We start from the raw sequence: 22284 nt of genomic DNA on the forward strand, positions 1-22284 counted from the left end.
CAGCGATCCGCGCATCTTCAGCCCGGTGAGGCTCCGTCCGGCTGAGGTTGCGCGGATCGCGGAGGGTGCGCCGTGCTCGGCCGGGGTTCGGGTTCGCACAACCTCAGTGATTCGTACACCCTCAGCCGGATCTTGACGCGTCCGGCTGAGGTTGCGCGGATCGCGGAGTCTGCGCGAAGCCGGTCAGCCGGCGTCGCCCCGAGCGCGCCGCTGCGCCCACGCCCGTGCAGGCGCAGCAGCTGCGGGACCACGGTGTAGACGGCTAGCGGCACCACGACGAGGGTCAGCACGAAGGTGCGCAGCACCGGATGCCAGCCTCCGGCGAACGGCTCGAGGGCGAGCGACCCGAGGGTCACGAGCGGGAAGATCGCGCACCAGGTCAACATCGCGCGGATGTGGATGCTGGGCGGGGGAGCGCCGGTCATCGTCGCAGGCTACCGAAGACGCGGTGCAGGAACGCGACGGCGGGGTCCATGACGGTCGCGCTGTCGTCGAGCCCCGACCAGATGTGTCCGGCGCCCGGCACGAGCTGGAGCTGCACGTCGACGCCCGTCTCGCGTAGCGCGGCGGCGAAACGCTCGCTGTGCCGGTGCGGAATGGCCTGGTCGTCGAGACCGTGGGCCAGCAGGAACGGCGGCGCCCCCGCGTGCGCGTGATGCAGCGGAGAGGCCGCGCGGGTGGCATCCGGATCATCCGACGGCTCGACCCCGAGCAGGCGCGCCTCTCGACTAGGAGGTCCGACCGGGGTCGGTGCCGCCGGCACGTCGGCGAGGTCGCTCGGTCCGTACCAGTCGACGGCCGCGCGGATCGCGGTGTCGGGGTCGAGGGCGACAAGGGCGGCGAGCTGCCCGCCCGCCGATTCTCCCCAGACGGCGATCGCGTTCGCGTCGAGGTCGTACGCCGTCGCCTCGGCGATCACCCACTGCAGCCCCGCGCGGAGGTCGTCGAGGGGCGCGGGGAACACCGCCTCGCCCGAGAGGCGGTAGTCGACCGAGGCCACGGCCCAGCCCTCGGCAACGAGGCGGCCGAAGGTCTCGGCGGCGGGGAAGAAGCAGAACGTGCGCCGGCTGCCGACCAGCCACCCGCCGCCGTGCACGAACAGCACGACGGGGAACGGGCCGGGGCCCTCGGGGCGGTGCAGGTCGAGCGTCAGCGGGCGGTAGCCCAGGACGGTCGCGAAGACGAGGTCGCGGTCGACGCGCGGGGTTCCGGATGCCACGGGCTCAGTCGAACAGCTCGTACCCGGCGACGAAGTTGACGTCGTGTCGTGCCCCCTCGGCCGCCATGACCGCGAAGTCGGGGATGTGGAAGTCGGCGGGCTCGGGGATGCCCGCGGTGTCGGTCGGGCGTCCGACGGCGCGGAAGAAGTCGCTGAATCCGCCCGAGGTCACCCCGAACACCTTGCCCGTGCGCTCGATGCGGTACGAGTGGATCGTGTTCTTCGGCACGTAGCCGAAGTCGCCGGCCTCGAGGATGCGGGTCTCGCGGTGGCCGTTCTGGTCGTCGACCCACAGGCGGATGGCGCCCTCGAGCACGAAGAAGGTTTCGTGCGTCAGGGCGTGGAAGTGCGCGGGCACGGCCTGGCCGGGGCGCCCCTCGGTGAGGAACGAGTCGAATTCGCGCTCGGTCTGCGCGGCGGTGGCGAGCAGGGTGAACAGATGGTCGAACATGACGAGCTTGTCGCCCTCGGCCGCGCCGAGGAAATACGGGGCGGGCTGGGTGGGAAGGGCGCTGAGCGACATGGGGTACCTCCGGGTACGGCGTTGGACTCCTCCACTCTGCGCGTCGCAAAGCCCGCACTCCAGTACGACCTGGCGAAGGAGCGTGTGGCAACGCCTAACGTCGAAGCCGAGCGAGCCCCGGCCGCAGCGGCGTCGCCGGCCTGCTCGTCAGGCCGGATCGTGCGCGAAGGATGCGGCGGTGGTGGCCGCCTCGGTCGCCGCCCAGCGGCACGCGAACCGGTGCGTGCCGGTGGTCACGTCGAACGGAGCCGACCCGTCGGGGAGCCGGATCTCGGCGGTGCTCGAGGCAGGGACCGTCACCTCGAGGGCGAATGCTCCGTCGTCGAGGGTCCACGACACCGCCGCCCGGCCGTACGGGGTCTCGTGGTGCGCGCGCACCCACGTCAGCTCGGGGGTGGGGCACGGCGCGACCGTCAGCCGCCGATATCCGGGGCTCGCGGGTGCCAGCCCGGCGACGCGGCGATGCAGGAAGTCGGCGACGGCCCCGAAGGCGTAGTGGTTGAACGAGGTCATGTCGCCGGGATTGATCGACCGGTCGGGGAGCATCGAGTTCCAGCGCTCCCAGATCGTCGTGGCCCCCATCGTCACCGCGTACAGCCACGACGGGCATTCCCGCTGCAGCAGCAGCTTCCACGCGGTGGCCTCCTGCGCGGTGTCGACCAGGGCGTCGCACACGAGCGGGGTTCCGAGGAAGCCCGAGCCGATGCGGAACCCGTCGGCGGCCACCTGCGCGGCGAGCAGTTCGCCGGCGTGCACGCGCTGGCCGGGCGAGAGCAGATCGAAGCGGATGCCGAGGGCGTACGCCGTCTGCGAGGGGAAGGCCGCACGGCCCGAGGGCGTGACGTACTCCGTGCGGTACCGCTCGGCGGCACGGTCGGCGAGCGTGCCGTAGCGCAGCTCGGCGTCGGCGTCGCCGCGGAGCCCGGCCGCATCGCGCGCGATCTGGGCAGAGCGCGCGAGGTACGCGGTGGCCACCGCCTGCCACGGCAGTCGCGCCGCCCACGGCGCATCGTCGGGGGCCGCGGCATCCAGCCAGTCTCCGAACGAGAAGCCGCCGCTCGCGAAGTCGAGGTCGGCGCCCGCGCGCCGGGCGAAGGCGTCGACCCACGCGGTCATCGAGGTCCACTGGGCGTCGAGGATCCCCTCGTCGCCGTAACGCTCATGCAGCACCCAGGGCACGACCGTCGCCGCATCTCCCCATCCCGCCTCGGCGCCGAGCGGGGGCAGGTGCGGATCGATGTCGGCCCACGGGATGTAGACGGGCACGTTGCCGTCGGCGTGCTGGTCGGACGCGAGGTCGGCGAGCCACCCGCTGAGCATGCCGGCGGTGTCGTAGAGGAACGAGGCGGCGGGGGCGAAGACCTGCAGGTCGCCCGTCCAGCCCAGGCGCTCGTCGCGCTGCGGGCAGTCGGTGGGCACGTCGACGAAGTTGCCGCGCATGCCCCACACGACGTTCTCGTGCAACCGGTCGAGGAGGGGGTCGGATGCCGCGAACTCTCCGACCCGCCGCAGGTCGGTGTGGATGACGACGGCTTCGAGGTCGTCGGCGGCGAGCTCTCCCGGCCAGCCCGACACCTCGGCGTAGCGGAAGCCGTGGATCGTGAACGCCGGCTCCCACTCGCGGGCCGCGCCCGCGCTGACGAACTCGTCGGTCGCCTTCGCCCGGCGCAGCGGCCGCACCCCGAGCTCGCCGTTCTCGAGCACCTCGGCGTGCCGCAGGCGCACCGTCGTTCCGACGGGAGCCGCGGGCACGCGCACCCGCAGACGCCCGACGAGGTTCTGGCCGAAGTCGACGATCGTCGCACCGCTCGGCGAGGTCGAGATCGTGACCGGCCGGATCACGTCGGTGCGCACCACGGGCGGTCCGGAGGGCGCGACGAGCGTGCGGGTGTCGAGGTCGACGAGCTCGACGGGCCGCCAGTCGTCGGCTCGCACGTCGGTCGTGTCCCACCCGTCGATCTCACGACGGGCGTCGAAGCTCTCGCCCATGTACAGGTCGGCCCGGGTGACCGGCCCGGGGGCCCACCGCCAGGACGCATCCGAGCCGACGACGCGGAACGTCCCGTCGGCGTGCTCGATCTCGAGCTGCACGAGGGCGGCGGTGCGCGAGCCGTAGACGTCGCGCATCCCCGCGAAGCCGAGGAACCCGCGCCACCACCCGTCGGCCAGGTGCACGCCAATCACGTTGTCGCCGGCGGCGAGCAGGTCGGTGACGTCCCAGGTGCGGTAGCGCTGGCGGTGATGGTAGCTCGTCCATCCCGGGTGGAGCACGTCGTCACCCACCGGTCGACCGTTGATGCTCACGGTCATGACGCCGTGGGCCGTGGCCCGCAGCCGTGCCCGCACGACGGGGGAGTCCAGCTGCACCTCGCCCCGCAGCAGGAGAGCGGGTTCGCCGTCGTCGCCGGGCTCGCCGACGATCGGCGCGACCGCGCGGGCGACCCAGAGGTCGGGATCGAGCAGGCCCGTCTCCAGCGCGGTCGGCTCGCTCCAGTCGGAGGGTTCTTCGTCGGCACTCCACACGCGCACGCGCACTCGGGCGCGCGCACGGCTCTCGAGCGGTTCCCACGGCCAGACGACGAGCACCGACTCGATCGACTCGACGCGGCCCGTCGACACGGCATCCGGATCATCGCCCAGAACGAGCTCGAGCTCGTACGCCCGCTGGGTCCAGCCCGCCTCGTCGGTGTCGGTGACCCACGACAGGCGGGGGCGGCTCTCGCCGATTCCGAGGGGCAGGCGGTGGTGCTCGACGGTCACCGGGCGCACGCGAACGCTCATGTCGCTCCTTCGCGAGATGGGGGAGAGGGGGTCAGATCGGGTCGACGAGGAAGCTGTTGATGGTGCGACGGCTCTCTTCGACGAAGTCGACGTCGAGCCCGCTCAGCCACAGCAACTGCGCGCCCTCGACCGAGGCCATGGTCGACAGCGCGGCACGGCGGGGGTCTGTGCCCGGGCGCAGCCCGCCCTCGTCGCCGACCGCGCGGAAAGCGGCCTCGACGGCGGCGGCGATGCGCATGAAGCGCTGCGCGAAGTAGTCGTGGGCGGGGTGCGCGGGATCGATGGCCTCGGCCGCGAGCATCGAGTACAGCTGCACGACGCCGCGCTGTCCGACCTGCTGGCGGGAGATCTCGAGCAGCTGGCTGAGGAACCCCCGGCCGCCGAGTCCCTCGAGCTCGACCTCGGCGCTGCGGTCGCGCTGTTCGAGCACGGCGCGCAGCAGCGCGATCTTGCCCCCCGAGAAGTGGTGGAGGACGGCGGTCTGCGTGACGCCGACGGCGGCGGCGATCTCGTTCACCGAGCTGGCGCTGTACCCGGATCGGGAGAACACCTGGAAAGCGGCGTCGAGGATCTGCGACTGCCGTTCCGCGCTCTTGCGGTAAGGGCCCCGTGGTCCGGACATGACCTCACCGTAACAGTTTTCGTCGAAAACATTGCCCGCTTCATATTTTCGGTGTTACCGTCCTCGCATCCCGACTCACCCGGGTGATCGACGACGACACCGGACCCTCGTCCACGGCAAAGGAGCCACGAAATGACCCTCTCCGCAGAACCGCCCGCCACCTCGACCGGCGCCCCCGAACCCGTCCGTCGTGACGAGCCCACCCCCACCGAGGCCTTCCGCCGCGGGGCGTCACCGCGTCGAGGTTTCGTGTTCTTCCTTGTGCTCGCCGCGGTCGGTGCGGGCGCCGCGCAGATGTCGGCCGCCCTGCTCACGCTGACGCTCAAGGCCACCGCCCTCGACGCGGCCGCGGCGACGACGATCATCTCCGTCTCGAGCGCGATCGCGGGCATCCTGACGCTCGTCGCCCTTCCCGTGCTGGGCGCGCTGAGCGACCGCTCGCGTTCGCGCTGGGGTCGCCGCCGGCCCTTCCTCCTGCTCGCGATGGCGGCCTTCGTCGCCGGTGGCGTGCTGCTGGTCACCGCGCCCAACGTGCCGCTGTTCGTCGTCTCCCACATGCTCATCACCCTCGGCTTCGTCACGACCGGCGTGGTCACTACGGCGCTCATCGCCGACCAGCTTCCGCGGGACCGTCGTGGACCCGCCTCGGCCTTCGTCAGCCTGAGCACCGCGATGGGTGCTCTCGTCGGCATCGGCATCTCGCAGCCCTTCGGCGCCGAGCTCGTCCCCCTCATCGGTCTGCCCACGGTCTTCGCCGTCATCGCGGTCGGCCTGCTGTTCGTGGTGCTGCGCGACCCGCGGGTCGACCAGCCGCGCGAGCGCTTCGACCTCAAGGGGCTCGTCGGCGTCTTCTGGGTGAACCCGGTCCGCCACCCCCGCTTCGCCCTCGTCTTCACCAGCCGCATGCTCGTGTTCTCGGGCGTCGCCGCCCTGAACGGCTACCAGGCGATCTACCTGCTCCAGCGCGTGCAGCTGCAGCCGGCAGACCTCGGCGGCGCGATCCTGCTCACGGTCATCGTCAACGTCGGCATCTCGCTGCTGGTCGCCCCCGCGATCGGCAAGCTCAGCGACCGCCTCGACCGCCGCAAGCCGTTCATCATCGCCGCCGCGATCATCCTCGGTGTCGGCCTCGTCGTGGCCTCCACCGCCACCGACTTCGGCTTCTACCTCGTGGCGTGCGGCATCGTCGCAATCGGCCAGGGTGTCTACTTCGCGGTCGAGCTCGCGCTCGCCACCCGTCTGGTGCCCGACATCGACAACCCGGCCAAGGATCTCGCGATCATCAAGATCGCCGACAACCTCCCCGTCACGATCGTCGCGGCGGTCGCGCCCGTGCTGCTGGCGATCGGTGCGGAGCCCGCAGGTCCGAACTTCGCCGCGCTGTTCATCGCCGGAGCCGTCTCCGCCGTCCTGGGCGGACTGGTCATCCTCTTCATCAAGGGAGCACGCTGATATGACGAACGATTTCCTCTGGGGCGTCGCCATCGCCGGTCACCAGAACGAGGGCGACAACGTCCACAGCGACATCTGGGCGCTCGAGAACACGACCCCGACGATCTTCCGCGAGCGCAGCGGCATCGCCAACGCCCACCTGGCCCGCTGGGAAGACGACCTCGACCTGGTCGCCTCGCTGGGGATGAACGCCTTCCGCTTCTCGGTCGAGTGGGCGCGCATCGAGCCGGCGCGCGGCGAGGTCGTCGCTGGGGCGCTCGACCACTACGAGCGCGTCATCGACGGGGCCCTCGAGCGCGGCCTCGCCCCGGTCGTCACCTTCAACCACTTCGCGGCGCCGAACTGGTTCTCGGCGGCGGGCTCGTGGCTCGGCCCCGATTCCGATCGGCTGTTCGCCGATCAGTGCGCCCGGGTCATGCGGCGATTCGGCGACCGCATCCACACCGCCGTCACGATCAACGAGCCCAACCTGGAGCAGCTCCTGCAGGCGGGTCACAAGCTGCCGCCGCAGGTGGAGGTGCTCAAGCGCGAGATGCTCGCGGCCGCCGCGCGCACCGCCGGTACGGCGGAGTACTTCGCCTCGAACGTGATCCCCGGCGACCGTCAGGACGACTTCGAGGCCGCGCTGACGCGTGCGCACCGCTCCGCCGTCGCGGCCATCAAGGCCGAGCGCGCCGACCTGCCGACCGGCGTGTCGATCGCCATCTGCGACGAGGTCGCCCTCCCCGGCGGCGAGGCGCACCGCGACGCCAAGCGTGCGGCCGTCTACGACCACTGGCTCCGCGTCGCCCGCGACGACGACTTCGTCGGCGTGCAGAACTATGAGCAGATCGTGCACGGTCCCCACGGTGAGGTCGAGATCGACGGTCCTCGCAACGGCATGGGCACGCTCATCGCCCCCGGGTCGCTCGCCGGTGCCGTGCGCTACGCCCACGAGGTATCGGGAGTGCCCGTCATCGTGACCGAGCACGGCATCCAGACCGACGACGACGCGCAGCGCGAAGCGTTCATCCCGGCTGCGCTCGAGGCCCTGGATGCCGAGATCGCCGGCGGCACGCCGGTTCAGGGCTACTGTCACTGGACGCTGATGGACAACTTCGAGTGGATCTTCGGCTACGGCCCGAAGCTCGGCCTGGTCGCGGTCGACCGTCACACCCTCGAGCGCACGAAGAAGCCGAGCGCCGACGTCTACGCGGCCGAGGTCGCGCGACGCGCGGCGGTTCCCGCGCGCTGACGCCGACGGCCCCGAGTGCCCTCTCGTTCGAGGGGCTCGGGGCTTCGTCGCATGTGTGCATTCTCGGAGATTCGCGCATCCTCAGTCGATCGCGGGTGCATGCGGCTGAGGTTGCGCGAATCACCGAGCGTGCGTGCGACCGCGGCTCCCGGGGGCCGACGTGCACCCTCAGAGATCCGCGCATCCTCAGTCGATCGCGGGTGCATGCGGCTGAGGTTGCGCGAATCACGGAGTTCGCGCGGCGCGCAACCTCGAGCCGGGTCAGCGCGGCGGAGCCAGCAGCCCGCCGAGTGCGCCCAGCGATCGGGCGAGCGGAAGCGACGGGTCGAGCAGCCACTGCACCTGCAGTCCGTCGGAGGCGGCGATGAGGAGGGCGGCGACCTGGTCGGGGTCGCAGTCGGCGCGCACCAGGCCGTCGGCCTGCTCCTGGCGCAGTCGCGCGGCGAGGTCTTCGCGCAGACGTGCGAAGCGGGCCGTGAAGTACTCGCGCGCGGTGGCGCTGTCTTCTTTCAACGACGTCGCGACGAGGGTCGTGTAGAGCTCGACCAGCCCCGGCACCGCGGTGTTGTGCTCCGCGGCATCCGTCAACGACGACAGTGCGGTGGCGTCGGGCGCGGGCGGGCGCTGCCGGTTGGCGTGGTCGTACACGGCCACGAGCAACTGCTCGCGCGAGTCGAAGTAGTGCAGGAGCGCCGCGTGCGAGACGCCCAGCGCCCGCGCGATGCTGCGCAGCGATGCGCCGTCGGCGCCGCGCTCGGCGAAGACGTCGATCGCGCGGTTGAGGATCTCCTGCCGGCGCGCGACGCCCTTCGAGTACGCCCCGGAGCGGCCGAGGCGTTCGTCGTCGGCGGAGTCGTCGAGGGCGTCGTCGCCGGGGGAGTCGTCGCCGAGGGTCACCGGGTCAGTCTAAGCACGGGGGAAAAGAGAAAGCATCCACTGGTCGGTTTTCTGGTAGCGTTCCCACCGCGCCGCTCGCGCGGCGATCTCGACGACGAGCAAGGAAGGTCCGATGTCGCTCCCCACCCCCTCCGTTCAGCTGTATACGCTGGCCGATCAGTTCAGTGCCGACCCGCAGGGGTCGCTCGACCGCCTCGCGGCCATCGGCCTGCGCAACGTCGAGGCGTTCGACTTCGTGCGCCGCCCCGCCGAGATCCGCGCCGCGCTCGACGCGAGTGGTCTGGCCTCGCCCACCGGCCACGCCCCCCTGCTGTCCGACGAGCTGTGGACGCCCGACGGGTCGATCCCCACCCCCGCCCCCGAGGCGGTCTTCGAAGCCGCGGCCGAGATCGGAATCACCACCGTGATCGATCCCTTCGTCGCCGCCGACCGGTGGCTGACCGACGACGGCGTGGCCGACATCGCCGAGCGCATGAACGCGGCAGCCGACCTCGCCGCCATCTACGGGCTTCAGGTCGGCTACCACAACCACGCGCAGGAGTTCCTCGCCGACGTCGACGGTCGCAGCGCGTTCGAGCACTTCGTCGCCCTGACCGACGAGCGCGTCGCCATCGAGCTCGACCTGTTCTGGGCGCTCACCGGCGGCCAGGACGTACCCGCTCTCGTGAGCCGCCTGGGCTCGCGCCTGCTCGCCGTGCACGTGAAGGACGGCATCGTCCCGGCCGAGAACCCCTTCGCCCCCGGCGCCGACCTCGGCGTCACCCGCACCCTCGACCAGCGCCACCCCGGCGACGGTCAGGTGCCCCTCGTCGAGGCCATGCGGGCCGCCGAATCGGTGCGCTGGGCCGTCATCGAGTACGACCGCGCCCCCGGCGACGTGTTCGACGACGTCGCCGCCAGCTACGCCTTCCTGCTTGAGAACGGCCTCGCCGCGTGAGCGCCCCCGTCGGCGTCGGCATCATCGGCGCGGGCGTCATCAGCGACACCTACCTCGAGAACCTCACCTCGTTCCCCGACGTCGACGTCCTCATCGTCGGCGACCTGATCGCCGAGCGCGCGCGGGCCCAGGCCGAGCAGCACGGCGTGCCCGCGTGGGGCACGGCTGACGACGTGCTCGCCCACCCCGACGTGCAGGTCGTCGTCAACCTCACGATCCCCGCCGTGCACGTCGAGGTGTCGTCGAAGGCGATCGCCGCCGGCAAGCACGTGTGGACCGAGAAGCCCCTCGGCCTCGATCGCGAGGGCACCGCGGAGCTCCTCCGGCAGGCGGATGCCGCGGGCCTGCGCATCGGCTCGGCGCCCGACACGCTGCTGGGCCCCGGCTTCCAGTCGGCCAAGCGCGCGATCCTCGACGGCGCGATCGGCCGGCCCCTCTTCGCGCAGGCGTCGTTCCAGACGCAGGGGCCCGACCTCTGGCATCCGGGACCGCAGTTCCTCTTCGCTCGGGGCGCCGGTCCGCTGCTGGACATGGGGCCGTACTACGTCTCGGCGCTGGTCAGCCTCTTCGGCCCGGTCGACCGGGTCGCCGCCGTCGGCACGCGGTCGCGCGTGCAGCGGAGCATTCGCACGGGGCCGGCGGCGGGCGAGGTCTTCGACGTCGAGGTGCCCACCACCGTGCAGCTGATCGCCTCGTTCGAGGGGGGAGAGCAGGCGCAGGGCCTGTTCAGCTTCGACTCCGCGCTCGAACGAGCCGGCGTGCTCGAGGTGCACGGAACCGAGGGGTCGATGTTCCTGCCCGATCCGAACCATTTCGTTGGCGAGATCTCGCGCGTGGAGCCCCTCGGCGTGCTCCTCGACGACTTCCGTCCCGAGCAGGAGCGCCTCGAGGTGCCGCTGCAGGGCGCGGAGGTCGGCCGTGGACTGGGGTTGCTCGACATGGTGCGGGCGATCGCCGAGGGGCGTCCGCACGTGGCCTCGGGCGAGCTCGGGCATCACGTGCTCGACGTGCTCCTGTCGGCCGAGGAATCGGCCGCGGGCGCGGGCTTCGTGACGGTCGAGAGCACGCTGGGCGCTCCGGTGCCCGTGCTGCCGGCCGACTTCGACCCGTTCGCGCGCACGCTCTGAGGCGGAGCCCCGGCGCGTCAGCGGCAGAAGGGGCGGCCGAAGCCGAGGAACACCCCGCCGACGGGGACGGATGCCGACGACTCGGCCGACCAGGCGCGCCCGGCGGTCGTGCGCACGGTGACCCGGTCGGTGCGGAACAGCGAGTACGAGCCGTCGTTCGGGACGCGGGCGGCTCGCGCCCACGGCGGGATGCCCGACACGATGACGCGGCCGTTGACCAGCAGGTCGAAGCCGCGCGGCTCCCACCCGTCGTACGCCCAGGTGACGACGGCGCCGCCGTCGTTGACGCACCCCAGTCGCGTGGGCGGCGAGACGGTGGCGGCGACGATGCTCCCGGGCGCTGCGGTGACGTCGGCCAACGCCGCCCACGCGGGCGTCGCCCCCAGAGCTGCGGCCACCAGGACGGACGTGGCGAGACCGAACGCTCGGCCGATCCGCACGCGGGCGGGGGCCCGTCGTCGCTGTGCGCGCAGGCTCCGACGCGTCACCGGAAGGCTGCGGTGCGGCTCGCCGGGGTCGACCGGCGGCCGGGGTTCGTCGTCGTCGCCGCGACGCAGGGCGAGCAGGAGGCACAGGGCGAACCCGACCGTGACGGCGCCGAGCGGCACCACGTCAGCGGTTTTCAGCCACACCACGGGCAGCCCGGCCCACGGCACCCTCAGCACCCCGACGCCGCGGACGGCGTCGGGGTGCAGGGGCGAGGAGTCGGCCGACGGGTTGGCGTCGCCCTTGGTGACCAGCGCCCCGTCGGCACCGATCCCCGCGATGCGGTGCAGACGCAGCCGATCCGACCAGTCGGGGTCGTCGGCCAGCACGACCCGGCCCGGCAGCAGGGCGTCGGGTGGCATCGGTCGCGACACCACCACGTCGCCCACCTCGATCGCCGGCGACATCGACGCCGTCATCACGGTGGTGGGCAGCCACCCGAGCGCGACGGGTGCCGCGGCCCAGAACCCCAGGGCCAGGGCGAGCGTCACCACCGCTCGGGCCGCCGCCACCGCCGCGACGAGCAGCACGCGACTCGCGGGCACCGACTCAGCTGTTCTGGGCTTCCCAGACGAGCGCGGTCGAGGCGGTGCCCCCCTGGACACTGTTCGGTGCGTCGTCGGCGAGCGTCCACGAGATGCGGAAGGTGCGCGATTCCGCCTCCGCTCCCGTCGGGCTCCAGGTCGCGGCCCCGGTGGCGAACGAGGAGTGCGCCCCGGTAAAGTCCGCGAGGCTGCCGTCGAACACCGTGCTCTGCGCGGTGAAGCCCGTGCAGGTGCCGTAGCCGCCGCCGGTGCCCTGCTCGATCGTGAGGGCGAGGTGGTCGGCGAGGCCGGCGGTGCCACTCACCTCGTCGGCGTAGAGGCGCACCTGCGAGGCGAGGGTGCCGGTCAAAGTGACGGCGATGCACGTCGTGCCCCCGTCGCCGGGCTTGGCGTTGGGCGCGGTGAAGAGCGTGCGTCCCGCGGCGTCGTCGGCGAGCTGCACGGTGCCCGCGCGCCAGCTGTTCTGCTCGTTCGAGGTGGTGTCGGAGAACGCGGCGTACGAACTCGTCGACACGAGGACGCCCGCCGCGACCACGGCCGCGGGAAGGGCGATTGCGGTGGCGATGCGAGAGGAACGGCGTGTGAACTTCGGCATGATGGATCTCCCCACGAGATCAAGAGCGGATAGGTCACCTGCACAGTAGGAAAACCCCTCGTCGTGGAGGAGAAGCGGGTGGAGGCTTGACAAGTCCCCACCCGCCGTGGTTTCCATTCGAGCGAATGGACCCCTACGAGACCGGCTCCTTCTCGGGTTCGCGCCGCCGAGCCCCCGCGCCGAGCGTCAGGGTCGAGGCCAGGCCCAGCGTGAGGAACGCCGCCGCGGTGAAGCGCGCGTCGGTCGCGAGGTCCTGCGTCTGCGGCGAGGCCGCGAGGCCGCCGATCCCCGCCCCCGCGCTGTCGACCACCTGCGAGACGACCTGGTCGCTCTGCGCCGTGGGCACGCCGCGGTCGTCGAGGCGCGCGGTCAGCGCCCCCGCGGTGGTCGAGAACAGCACGGTGCCCAGCACCGCCACCCCGAGAGCTGCGCCCAGCTGACGCGAGGTCGACTGGGTGCCGGAAGCCTGTCCGCTCGCGGCCGGGGGCACGTCGGCCAGCACCACGCCGGTCAGCTGCGCCGTGGCGAGGCCGACGCCGACGCCGTAGACGAAGAGGAAGGGGATGAGGGGTCCCCACGTGGCATCCGGAGAGATGGTGAAGGCGACCCCGGCCACGCCGATAATCTCGGCGAGCAGGCCGCCGCGCACGATCCACACGGGGGCGACCTTGCCGCTGAGCGCCCCCGCGATGCCGCTCGTCCAGTCGCCGATCGCGGGCGCGGTGTCGACCGTCCACCACCCGTAGGTGCGGCCCTCGATGAGGCCGAACACGAGCGGGGCCATCGTCAGCACCGACAGCAGGGCGCCGACGCCGTCGATCGCCTCCACCCGGTCGCTGCGCGATTCGGCGACGGTCAGGGCGACGCCGATCACGATGATCACCCCGAGGGGGATGTTGATGCCGAAGGCCCAGCGCCACGAGAACGCCGTGGTCAGCCATCCGCCGAGCAGGGGGCCGACCGCGGCCATGCCGCCGATGGTGGATCCCCAGACGGCGAAGGCGATGCCGCGCTCGCGTCCGCGGAAGGTGGCGTTGATGATCGAGAGGGTCGTCGGCAGGATCATCGCTCCGCCCACTCCCTGCACGAGGCGCGAGGCGATGAGCAGTCCGCCGGTGGGGGCGAGGGCCGCCGCGATCGAGGCGAGGGCGAGGATGCCCACGCCGATCAGCATGAGTCGGCGTCGGCCGAAGCGGTCGGCGAGCGAGCCGAAGACGAGCAGGAACGAGGCGAACACGAGGGTGTAGGCCTCTTGCACGGATGCCGAGGGCGGGCCGCCGGCTCAGGAGCTGTGGCGCGGGCGCGGGCGCGGGGTCGCGCGCGGAGCTCGCTCGCCCGGCGGCAGCGGGATCGGCGTCGTGCCGGCGATCTCGTCGCTGAAGTCCTCGGGTTCGGGCGCGACCGTCTGGATCGGCCGGGTCTCGTCGACCGTGAGCAGGAACCGCTTCGTCTCGTGACGGTGCACGCGTCCCGAAGCCAGCGTCCAACTCGCCCCGATCGCGCAGGCGATCACGGCGACGATCGCGGCGAGACCGATCGCGACGCGGGGCCCGAAGTGCGCTGCCACGGCGCCCACGATCGGGGCGCCCACGGGCGTTCCACCCAACAGGATCGCCATGTACAGCGCGAGCACGCGGCCGCGCAGCACGGGGTCGGTCGTGGTCTGCACGTAGCCGTTCGCGGTGGTCAACGTCGTCACGACGCAGAAGCCGGTGAGCACCAGGGTCGCGGCGTACGCCTCGTAGCTGGGGGCGAAGACCGAGAGGGCGGATGCCACGGCGAAGCCGCCGGCGCCCACGATCACGACGCGCATGCGGGCGCGTTCGCGTCGCGCGGCGAGCAGTGCCCCCGCGAGCGAGCCGATCGCGACGAACGAGCTGAGCAGGCCGAAGCCGTCGGCGCCGCGGCCGAACTCGAGCGCCATCGTCGAGGCGAAGATCGGGAAGTTCATGCCGAACGCGCCGAGGAGGAACACCATCACGAAGATCACGACGAGGTCGGGGCGCCCCGCGACGTAGCGGAAGCCGTCGGCCAGGCGTGCCGGGCCGCCCCGGCGGTGGCGGGCGACGAGCTCGTGCGGACGCATGATCAGCAGCGCGCCGAGCATCGCGAGGAAGGTCACGGCGTTGACGAGGAACACCCATCCGGTGCCGACGAGCACGATCATGACGCCCGCGACGGCCGGGCCGATCAGACGGGCCATGTTGAACGACGCGGCGTTGAGGGCGACGGCGTTCGAGGCGTTCTCCTGCGACACGAGGTCGGACACGAAGGCCTGGCGAGCGGGGTTGTCGAAGGCGGTGACGACGCCGAGGGCGAGGGCGAAGCCGAACATCAGCGGCAGGGTCATCACCCCGGTCAGCAGCAGCACGCCGAGCGTCACCGCGAGCAGCAGCAGCGTGCTCTGGGTGCACATGATGAGCTTGCGCCGGTCGAACCGGTCGGCGACCCACCCGGTCACGCTCACCAGCAACAGGGGAGGGGCGAACTGCAGCGCCATCGTCACGCCCATCGCGGCGGCGTCGTTGTTCGTCAGCTGGGTCAGCACGACCCAGTTCTGGGCCGTGGCCTGCATCCAGGCGCCGACGTTCGAGACGAGGGCTCCGATGAACCAGACGCGGTAGTTGAAGATCGACAGCGACCGGAACATCGACGTGCTCATCTGTCGGCCACCTTCCTCATGATCACCGTGGCGCGGGCCAGCGCGTCGCGTTCTTCCGGGCTGAGCTCGGCGAGGGCCTCTTCGAGGAAGGCGTCGCGCCGGCGGACGGTCTCGTCGACGATGCGACGGCCGAAATCGGTGAGGTCGATCGTCACGCGTCGGCGATCGACCTCGTCGGGGATGCGCGAGATGTAACCCGCCTCCTCGAGGAGCGACACCGTGCGATTCATCGACGGCGCCGTGACGCGTTCACGCTCGGCCAGCTGGCCGAGCGTGTGCGCGCCGTGCACGGTCAGCGCGGCGAGGACGGCGAACTGCCCGTCGCTCATGGAGTCCACCGCTCGCTGCGCCCGAAGGCGTCGAGCGAGGCGGAAGGTCGCCATGCGCAGCTCGGAGGCCGCGGCGCTGAAGTCATGACTCTGGTCGGGAAGGGGGGATTCGTCGACGCGATCATTCATGTTCGTGAGGACCAGGCTAGCTCATTAGCCTTGCTAACGGAATAGAGGACGGTGTTCCGCGACCTCCGTCCGGCGTCTGCGCGCCCCTAGACTCCCCCCATGCCAGAGTTCGACGACGCCTACGGCATCCGCATCGTCTACGACGTGTACGAGGCGGTCGAGCCCCGCGCGGTCGTGCAGCTGCTGCACGGGGTGGGCGAGCACGCCGGCCGCTACACCGCCCTCATCGAGGCCCTCGTCGGCGCGGGCTACACCGTCTACGCCGACGACCACCGCGGTCACGGCCGTACGGGGCTGGGTCAGTGGGGAGGCGACCACGCCAAGCTGGGGCGTCTCGGACCCGGCGGTCTCGGCGCCGCCCGCGACGCGGTGTGGACCCTCTCGCAGCGCATCCGCGAGCAGCACCCCGACCTGCCGCTCGTGCTGCTGGGGCACTCGTGGGGCTCGTTCCTCGCGCAGATGCTGCTGGATCGGCATCCGGATGCCTACGACGCGGTCGTGCTGAGCGGTTCGGCCCTGCGCGTGCCGGGGTCGTTGAACGCGGGCGATCTGAACGCGCCGTGGAAGCACCTCGGGGGCTCCGGGATGCAGTGGCTCTCGAGCGACGAGCAGGTGGGGCGCGACTTCGTCGCCGATCCGCTGACGACGTCGACGCCCTTGGCGCGCCTGTTCGGTCCCCTCGAGACGCTGAAGCTGCTGGGGCGTCCGCGACGCGACCTCGGCCGCGACGTGCCGATGCTGCTGATGGTGGGGCGTGACGACACGGTGGGCGGCCCCCGCAGTGTGCACCGCCTCGCCGACGCGTACCGGCGGCGGTCGGGCCTGACCGACGTGACGACCCTGGTGTACCCGGGTGCGCGGCACGAGATCTTCGCCGAGCGCGAGCAGGCCGCGGTGCGCGCCGACCTGCTGGCGTGGCTCGACGAGCGGATCCCGTCGCGCGTCTGACGTCGCACGGCCGTTCGCCGTTGTCCGCTCTCGTTCGAACACGTGAAGTAACAACAACGCTCATGAGTTCACACGTCGTGATCTAAGCGTTACCGTCGCGAATTGACCTCATCGCGCTGACGCGCGAAGCTGAATGCGCCGAAAGCGGGTCAAACCGCCTCGATCGGGCCAGACGGTCCCTCATTGCCGAGGAAAGCGCACATCGACGTGACGACTCTAGACACACCAAAACTCACACAAACAAACAAAAGCTCACGTCGGACCAGCCGACCCGAGCGGCTCGGCAACGGGATGTTCGCCGTGCTGCTGGTGGTGCCGGGCATGGCGCTCATGGCGGTCGTCGTCGCGTACCCCCTCGTCTCGGCGCTGGTCACCGCGTTCTTCAAGCAGAGCCTGGTGCTGCCCGGGCGCGAGTTCGTCGGCTTCCAGAACATCGCCGACGTGCTGCAGGACGACTTCCTCCGCCTGCTCGGACAGACGCTCGTCTTCACCCTGGGCACGACGATCGCCCCCTTCGTGATCGGCTTCGCCCTCGCGCTCGCCCTGAACACGCAGATCCGCGGATCGAAGGTGTTCCGCGGCCTCATGCTCATCCCCTGGCTCGTGCCCGGCGTCGTGGTGTCGTTCCTGTGGATGTGGATCTTCAACGCCAACTACGGCGTGATGAACGCGATCCTCGAGCCGCTCGGCGTCTCGCCCCAGGCCTGGCTCGCGCAGCCCGGAACCGCGATGTTCGCGGTGATCGTCGCGAAGACCTGGCAGTCCTTCCCCTGGATGATGGTCATGCTCCTCGCTGGTCTGCAGACCGTGCCGCGCGAGCTGCACGAGGCCGCCGAGATGGACGGCGCGGGAACGGTCCGCCGCTTCTTCTCGATCACCGTCCCGCAGATCGGCGGGATCATCGGCCTGGTTCTGCTGCTGGAGTTCATCTGGAACTTCCAGCACTTCGACATCATCTACGTGCTCACCGGCGGCGGCCCCGCCGGTTCCACCGAGACCTTCGCCACCTCGGTGTATGAGACCGCCTTCCACGGCTTCGACCTCGGCCGCGCCGGTGCGCTCGGCCTGCTGTGGCTCGTCCTGCTGATGGCGCTCGTCGTCCTCTACGTCCGATTCTCCGAGAGGAGCGAGAAGCGATGACCAGCACCGCCCTCCCCACCGTCGTCCCCAGCCCCGAAGCCCCGCCGGTCGTCGTCGACGCTCCCGCACGCCGCCGCCGGCGCCCGAGCTCGGGCCTGCGCTCCGACCGCCCCGGCGTCCGCATCGCATCGTGGGCCGCGCTGATCGTGTGCGGCGGGTTCGCCCTGCTGCCGGTCTATTGGCTGCTCGCGACCTCGCTCACGCCTCGCGATCAGGTGTTCTCGTACCCGCCGAAGCTGTTCCCCACCGAGATCACCTTCGACGCCTACATCTCGCTGACGTCCAACCCGCAGCTGTTCACCTACCTGCAGAACAGCGTCATCGTCTCGGTCGTCACGGCCCTGCTCTCGGTGATCGTGTCGGCCTACATGGGCTACTCGTTCTCGAAGTTCCGCTACCGCGGGCGCCGGCAGCTGATGTACTTCGTGCTGGCCTCGCAGATGTTCCCGCAGGCCCTGCTGCTGGTCACCCTGTACAGCGCGTTCAGCGCCTACGGCCTGCTCAACACCTACACCGCGCTCGTGCTGTCGTTCACGACCTTCACGCTGCCGCTGTGCGTATGGATGCTGAAGGGCTTCTTCGACACCATCCCCGACGAGCTCATCGAGGCCGCCCGCGTCGACGGTGCCTCGCGGCTGCGCACCATCCACTCGATCGTGCTGCCGCTGGCCGCCCCCGGGCTCGTCGCGGCCGGACTGTTCGCCTTCGTCCGCGGCTGGAACGACTTCATCTTCGCCTTGACCCTCGCCGGCCCCGACAAGCAGACGCTTCCGCCCGGACTCGTCAACACCTACGTCGGCGAGGCGGCCACCGCCTGGCCCGAACTCATGGCGGCATCCCTCGTGGTGTCGCTCCCGGTGGCCGTCGCGTTCATGCTGCTGCAGCGCTACCTGGTCAGCGGCATGACGGCCGGCGCCGTCAAAGGCTGATCCCCGCTCTTTCCCTCACCGCTCGCCCGTCAAGGAGGACACCCATGTCTGCTTCGTCCCTTCCCAACCCGCTCATCACGCGCCGTCGCGCGTTGCAGTTCCTCGGCATCGGCGCCGCGGCCGCAGCGCTCGCCGGATGCGCCCCCACGGCCACCGGCGGACCCGCCGCGGGGGCCGCCGGTTTGAACGGCGCCGACCCGACCGACTTCTCGTTCGCGTCGTGGTCGCTCACCGAGGAGTCGGCCAAACCCGCGCTCGAGGCCACCCTGGCGTCGTACGAGAAAGCGAAGGGCGTCGCGGTCAAGCGCACCGCGTTCCCCTACAACGAGTACATCAACCAGCTCATGCTCCAGGTGACGGGCGGGCAGTTCACCGGCGCCGCACACGTCGACGTCGCCTGGCTCGGCAGCCTCGCGGCCACCGGCAAACTGCAGGACGTGTCGTCGCTGGCATCCGGTCGGGGATACACCTCGTCGGCCCTCGAGGCCGCGACGTTCAACGGCGTGCAGTACGCCCTGCCGTGGACCATCGGCGCGATCGGCCTCATCGCCAACTCCGAGACCCTCGGCAAGGCGGGCCTGTCGGCCGACGCCTTCCCCACCACGGTCGACGAGTTCGAGAAGGCCCTCGTCTCGCTCAAGGGTCTCGGCGGGGGACTCATCCCCTACGCCGCGTCGACCAAGGCCGCGCAGCTGAAGGACATCCTCATCTGGATGCAGACCTTCGGCAGCCCGCTCGTCGACGGCGACACCATCACGATCGGCGACGACGCCAGCGTCGAGGCCGTCACCTGGTACAAGGGCCTTTACGACCAGGGCCTCATCGCCGCCGACGTCGACCGCTTCGACGCCCGCAGCCTGTTCGCCCAGGGCCGCGCCGCGATGTACGACGACGCCCCGGTCGGCCGCGGAGCGGTGACCAAGGAGTCGCCGGACGCGAACCTCGCCGCCAAGCTCGCCCCGGTGTCGCGTCCCGTACTGAAGAAGGGCGACACTCCGCGCGCCCTCGTCTGGGGCGGCGCGATCGCCGTGGTCAACGGCACCGGCGCCGCGACCGCGGGCGACTTCGCCCAGTACGCCACGAGCGACCTCGACGCGATCCTCGCCGATTACGCGATGCGCGGTCTGCCGCCCGCGACGACCGAGGCGCTGTCGTCGTCGGAGGTCGCCTCCGACACCTTCGGCGCGCAGTTCAGCGAGCGCATCACCGCCACCGCGAGCGCGAACCCCCTGTGGAAGTTCACCGCGTACTCGCAGATCGAGTCGGCCATCGCCGATCGCGTGCAGGCCGTGCTGATCGGCTCGGCCTCACCGAAGGACGCCATGAAGCAGGCCGGCGAGAGCGCTCAGAAGCTGGTCGGCTGACGCGCGGCGGCGCTCCCGCCCGGGGGCGCCGCCTCGCTCGCCCTGCACGCAAGCCGGACGCCCCCGCGTCCACGGAAGGACACACGCAGCATGCGTTCCCATACGGCCGACTACGACCTGGTCGTCGTCGGCGGCGGACTCGCCGGAGTCGCCGCGGCCATCGCCGCGGCCCGTCTCGATCGGCGCGTCGCCCTCATCAACAACCGCCCGGTGCTCGGCGGCAACTCCTCGTCGGAGGTGCGCGTCTGGGTGTGCGGGGCGACAGCCCACGGCAACCAGCGCTGGGCCCGCGAGAACGGCATCATCGGCGAGCTCTACCTCGAGAACCAGTACCGCAATCCCGACGGCAACCCCATCCACTGGGACGACGTCGTGCTGGATGCCGTGCGCGCCGAACCGAACATCTCGCTGTTCCTCAACACCGACGTGCGCGAGGTCGCGGCATCCGGCCCCGAGGGGGAGCGCCGCATCGAGAGCGTGACCGGGTGGACGATGGGCGCCGAGACCGAGACGACCTTCGTCGCGCCGGTCTTCCTCGACGGGACGGGCGACGGACTCGTGGGCCACCTCGCGGGGGCCCGCGCCCGCCTGGGGAAGGAGGCGCGCGAGGAGTTCGACGAGGACTGGGCGCCCGTCGAGGCCGAGCGCACCTTCCTCGGCTCGACGCTGCTGTTCTACACGAAAGACGTCGGGCACCCGGTGCGCTTCGTCGCGCCCGACTCGGCGAGGTCGATCCTCGACACCCCGATCCCGTCGTCGCGCATCATCCGCAGCGGTGACAGCGGCGCCCACTACTGGTGGGTCGAGTGGGGCGGCGAGCTCGACATCGTGCACGACAACGAGCGCATCCGCGACGAACTGCGCTCGGTGATCCTCGGCATCTGGGACCACATCAAGAACTCGGGCGAGTTCGACGCCGACACCCTCGACCTCGAGTGGATCGGCAACGTGCCCGGCAAGCGCGAGTACCGCCGCCTCGTCGGCGACTACACGCTGCACCAGCGCGACGTGCTCGAGCAGACGCGCTTCGACGACGGCGTGGCCTTCGGCGGCTGGTCGATCGACCTGCACCCCAAGGAGGGCATGTACGCGACCGGCGCCGGCGCCGTGCAGCGCTTCTCGAACGGCGTCTTCGAGATCCCGTTCCGCTCGCTGTACTCCGCCGACGTCGAGAACCTGCTGATGGCCGGCCGCGACGTGTCGGCCACCCACATCGCCTTCGGCGCGGCGCGGGTCATGGCCACGTGCGCGGCGATGGGCGAGGCGGCCGGCACCGCGGCGTCCCTCGCCCTCTCGCGCGGGACCACGCCGCGCGGTCTCTACGAGCAGCATCGCGACGAGCTCCGCCAACTGCTGCTGCGGCAGGACGCCCCGCTGATCGGCGTCGCCGATGCCGACCCGTCCGACCTCGCTCTCCGCGCGGCAGTCTCGGCCTCCGGCGTGCGCGCGAACCTCGGGCCGGGCGAGGCGGGTGCGGTCGAGCCCCACCCCCTCGCACACGACGTGGGCATCGTGCTCCCCGTGCACCCGCGTCTCGACGGCATCGAGCTGCGCGTCGCCGCCGAGGCCGACACCGAGCTCGAGGTCGAGGTGTTCTCGACGGGCCTCCCGCAGAACGTCGTGCCCGAGCACCTCGAGCAGCGCGTCACGGTCCCTCTCGCCGCCGGGCCCGCCTCCTGGGTGCACGTCCCGGTGCAGTGGGAGCCCGACGCCCCCGCGAACGCCGTCGTGGTGGTGCGCGGGCGGGAGGGCGTGACGCTGTTCACGACCGACGAGCTGCCTCCCGGCATCCTCACCCTCGTCCACACCTCCGACGCCGACGACCAGAACGTGCAGGTCAGCCTCGACGAACTGCTCGTGCAGTGGCCGACCAAACCGTTGCGCGGCCGGTCGATCGTCTTCCGCGCGGCGAGCCGGTCGCAGGCTCTCGACCCCGAGCGCGCCGTCGGCGGGTACCACCGGCCGTTCGGCGGGCCGAACCTCTGGGCGTCCGAGCCTCTCGCGCAGGGCGAGCCCTGGCTCCGCCTCGACTGGACCGAGGCGGTGACCGCGCGCGAGATCGTGCTGGTCTTCGACGACGACCCCGACGTCGAGCTCAACACGCTGCACCACCATCGCGACCCTCACCTGGTGATGCCCTCGCTGGTGCGGGCGTACCGCGTCGAGGTGAAGACGGCGGATGCCGCGGACTGGCGGGTCATCGCACAGGTGGACGACAACCGTCGTCGTCGGCGCGCGCATCGCGTGCCCGTCGGGCTCGGCGGCATCCGCTCCGCCCGTCTCGTGGTGGAGGCGACCAACGGCGCCGCCGAGGCGCGGGTCGTCGCCTTCCGTGTTCAGGAGTGACATGCCGCGCGATACCGTA

General features: G+C 71.3%; 20 protein-coding genes. 9 read left to right on the forward strand and 11 right to left on the reverse strand.

The annotated features are described in order from the left end of the window. Positions 1-17: 17 nt before the first annotated feature. From ABXS86_RS12335 to ABXS86_RS12355, 5 genes are all read right to left on the reverse strand, one after another. Positions 18-425: a hypothetical protein gene (locus ABXS86_RS12335; protein WP_353664652.1), complete on the reverse strand. Its 408-nt coding sequence runs from the start codon at positions 423-425 to the stop codon at positions 18-20. Next, entirely contained in the window at positions 422-1219 is a 798-nt protein-coding gene (locus ABXS86_RS12340) for an alpha/beta hydrolase (RefSeq protein WP_353664653.1), read from the reverse strand. The genes ABXS86_RS12335 and ABXS86_RS12340 overlap by 4 nt, the downstream gene beginning before the upstream one ends. A gap of 4 nt (positions 1220-1223) precedes the next feature. Then, entirely contained in the window at positions 1224-1742 is a 519-nt protein-coding gene (locus tag ABXS86_RS12345; RefSeq protein WP_353664654.1) for a quercetin 2,3-dioxygenase, read from the reverse strand. A 147-nt stretch (positions 1743-1889) separates the two neighbouring features. Then, entirely contained in the window at positions 1890-4523 is a 2634-nt protein-coding gene (locus tag ABXS86_RS12350) for an alpha-L-rhamnosidase (RefSeq protein ID WP_353664655.1), read from the reverse strand. A gap of 31 nt (positions 4524-4554) precedes the next feature. Then, complete coding sequence (locus tag ABXS86_RS12355; RefSeq protein ID WP_353664656.1) at positions 4555-5145, reverse strand: TetR/AcrR family transcriptional regulator; 591 nt, start codon at positions 5143-5145, stop codon at positions 4555-4557. A gap of 132 nt (positions 5146-5277) precedes the next feature. Between ABXS86_RS12355 and ABXS86_RS12360 the strand changes: the two genes are divergently transcribed. Together ABXS86_RS12360 and ABXS86_RS12365 are read left to right on the forward strand one after the other, a co-directional pair. Further along, the gene (locus tag ABXS86_RS12360; protein WP_353664657.1) at positions 5278-6597 is read left to right on the forward strand and encodes an MFS transporter; all 1320 of its coding nucleotides are present in this window, start codon (positions 5278-5280) and stop codon (positions 6595-6597) included. 1 nt (position 6598) lies between these two features. Continuing rightward, positions 6599-7831, forward strand: a complete 1233-nt coding sequence (locus tag ABXS86_RS12365; protein ID WP_353664658.1) for a family 1 glycosylhydrolase — start codon at positions 6599-6601, stop codon at positions 7829-7831. Positions 7832-8092: 261 nt separating this feature from the next. Here ABXS86_RS12365 and ABXS86_RS12370 read toward each other — a convergent pair whose 3' ends face one another. Beyond that, the gene (locus tag ABXS86_RS12370) at positions 8093-8728 is read right to left on the reverse strand and encodes a TetR/AcrR family transcriptional regulator (protein ID WP_307206761.1); all 636 of its coding nucleotides are present in this window, start codon (positions 8726-8728) and stop codon (positions 8093-8095) included. Positions 8729-8840: 112 nt separating this feature from the next. Between ABXS86_RS12370 and ABXS86_RS12375 the strand changes: the two genes are divergently transcribed. Further along, on the forward strand, positions 8841-9665 hold the full coding sequence (locus ABXS86_RS12375; protein ID WP_353664659.1) for a sugar phosphate isomerase/epimerase family protein: 825 nt from the start codon (positions 8841-8843) through the stop codon (positions 9663-9665). Next, a complete protein-coding gene (locus ABXS86_RS12380; RefSeq protein ID WP_353664660.1) occupies positions 9662-10792 on the forward strand; it encodes a Gfo/Idh/MocA family protein in 1131 nt (376 codons plus the stop codon). Before ABXS86_RS12375 ends, ABXS86_RS12380 begins: the two co-directional genes overlap by 4 nt. Positions 10793-10809: 17 nt before the next feature. On the opposite strand, the gene ABXS86_RS12385 is transcribed toward ABXS86_RS12380, so the two are convergent. The 5 genes from ABXS86_RS12385 to ABXS86_RS12405 all read right to left on the reverse strand — a co-directional run bounded on the left by ABXS86_RS12385 (position 10810) and on the right by ABXS86_RS12405 (position 15538). After that, positions 10810-11823, reverse strand: a complete 1014-nt coding sequence (locus tag ABXS86_RS12385) for a S24/S26 family peptidase (RefSeq protein WP_353664661.1) — start codon at positions 11821-11823, stop codon at positions 10810-10812. Positions 11824-11827: 4 nt separating this feature from the next. After that, entirely contained in the window at positions 11828-12418 is a 591-nt protein-coding gene (locus ABXS86_RS12390; RefSeq protein WP_353664662.1) for a SipW-dependent-type signal peptide-containing protein, read from the reverse strand. Between the two features lie 133 nt (positions 12419-12551). Next, positions 12552-13676: an MFS transporter gene (locus ABXS86_RS12395; protein ID WP_353664663.1), complete on the reverse strand. Its 1125-nt coding sequence runs from the start codon at positions 13674-13676 to the stop codon at positions 12552-12554. A gap of 24 nt (positions 13677-13700) precedes the next feature. Next, positions 13701-15080, reverse strand: a complete 1380-nt coding sequence (locus ABXS86_RS12400; protein WP_353664664.1) for an MFS transporter — start codon at positions 15078-15080, stop codon at positions 13701-13703. Beyond that, positions 15077-15538: a MarR family winged helix-turn-helix transcriptional regulator gene (locus ABXS86_RS12405; protein WP_353664665.1), complete on the reverse strand. Its 462-nt coding sequence runs from the start codon at positions 15536-15538 to the stop codon at positions 15077-15079. Before ABXS86_RS12405 ends, ABXS86_RS12400 begins: the two co-directional genes overlap by 4 nt. A 99-nt stretch (positions 15539-15637) precedes the next feature. On the opposite strand from ABXS86_RS12405, the gene ABXS86_RS12410 reads away from it, so the two are divergent. The 5 genes from ABXS86_RS12410 (at position 15638) to ABXS86_RS12430 (ending at position 22265) form a co-directional block, all read left to right on the forward strand. Continuing rightward, positions 15638-16486: an alpha/beta fold hydrolase gene (locus ABXS86_RS12410; RefSeq protein WP_353664666.1), complete on the forward strand. Its 849-nt coding sequence runs from the start codon at positions 15638-15640 to the stop codon at positions 16484-16486. A gap of 291 nt (positions 16487-16777) precedes the next feature. Next, positions 16778-17626 carry a carbohydrate ABC transporter permease gene (locus ABXS86_RS12415; RefSeq protein WP_353664667.1) on the forward strand — a complete coding sequence of 283 codons (849 nt, stop codon included), beginning with the start codon at positions 16778-16780 and terminating at the stop codon, positions 17624-17626. Then, the gene (locus ABXS86_RS12420) at positions 17623-18555 is read left to right on the forward strand and encodes a carbohydrate ABC transporter permease (protein ID WP_353664668.1); all 933 of its coding nucleotides are present in this window, start codon (positions 17623-17625) and stop codon (positions 18553-18555) included. Before ABXS86_RS12415 ends, ABXS86_RS12420 begins: the two co-directional genes overlap by 4 nt. A gap of 44 nt (positions 18556-18599) precedes the next feature. Then, positions 18600-19919, forward strand: a complete 1320-nt coding sequence (locus ABXS86_RS12425) for an extracellular solute-binding protein (RefSeq protein WP_353664669.1) — start codon at positions 18600-18602, stop codon at positions 19917-19919. A gap of 90 nt (positions 19920-20009) precedes the next feature. Continuing rightward, positions 20010-22265, forward strand: a complete 2256-nt coding sequence (locus ABXS86_RS12430; RefSeq protein WP_353664670.1) for an FAD-dependent oxidoreductase — start codon at positions 20010-20012, stop codon at positions 22263-22265. The last annotated feature ends 19 nt before the right edge of the window (positions 22266-22284 follow it).

Origin of the sequence: Microbacterium sp. che218 (assembly GCF_040436305.1) — a bacterium.
Classification (GTDB): Bacteria; Actinomycetota; Actinomycetes; order Actinomycetales; family Microbacteriaceae; genus Microbacterium; species Microbacterium algihabitans.

Coding starts and splice junctions, on each gene's coding strand:
- ABXS86_RS12360 (WP_353664657.1), top strand. CDS start 5,278: ATGACCCTCTCCGCAGAACCGCCCGCCACCTCGACCGGCGCCCCCGAA.
- ABXS86_RS12350 (WP_353664655.1), bottom strand. CDS start 4,523: ATGAGCGTTCGCGTGCGCCCGGTGACCGTCGAGCACCACCGCCTGCCC.
- ABXS86_RS12425 (WP_353664669.1), top strand. CDS start 18,600: ATGTCTGCTTCGTCCCTTCCCAACCCGCTCATCACGCGCCGTCGCGCG.
- ABXS86_RS12390 (WP_353664662.1), bottom strand. CDS start 12,418: ATGCCGAAGTTCACACGCCGTTCCTCTCGCATCGCCACCGCAATCGCC.
- ABXS86_RS12355 (WP_353664656.1), bottom strand. CDS start 5,145: ATGTCCGGACCACGGGGCCCTTACCGCAAGAGCGCGGAACGGCAGTCG.
- ABXS86_RS12420 (WP_353664668.1), top strand. CDS start 17,623: ATGACCAGCACCGCCCTCCCCACCGTCGTCCCCAGCCCCGAAGCCCCG.
- ABXS86_RS12430 (WP_353664670.1), top strand. CDS start 20,010: ATGCGTTCCCATACGGCCGACTACGACCTGGTCGTCGTCGGCGGCGGA.
- ABXS86_RS12335 (WP_353664652.1), bottom strand. CDS start 425: ATGACCGGCGCTCCCCCGCCCAGCATCCACATCCGCGCGATGTTGACC.
- ABXS86_RS12375 (WP_353664659.1), top strand. CDS start 8,841: ATGTCGCTCCCCACCCCCTCCGTTCAGCTGTATACGCTGGCCGATCAG.
- ABXS86_RS12410 (WP_353664666.1), top strand. CDS start 15,638: ATGCCAGAGTTCGACGACGCCTACGGCATCCGCATCGTCTACGACGTG.
- ABXS86_RS12400 (WP_353664664.1), bottom strand. CDS start 15,080: ATGAGCACGTCGATGTTCCGGTCGCTGTCGATCTTCAACTACCGCGTC.
- ABXS86_RS12345 (WP_353664654.1), bottom strand. CDS start 1,742: ATGTCGCTCAGCGCCCTTCCCACCCAGCCCGCCCCGTATTTCCTCGGC.
- ABXS86_RS12365 (WP_353664658.1), top strand. CDS start 6,599: ATGACGAACGATTTCCTCTGGGGCGTCGCCATCGCCGGTCACCAGAAC.
- ABXS86_RS12405 (WP_353664665.1), bottom strand. CDS start 15,538: ATGAATGATCGCGTCGACGAATCCCCCCTTCCCGACCAGAGTCATGAC.
- ABXS86_RS12415 (WP_353664667.1), top strand. CDS start 16,778: ATGTTCGCCGTGCTGCTGGTGGTGCCGGGCATGGCGCTCATGGCGGTC.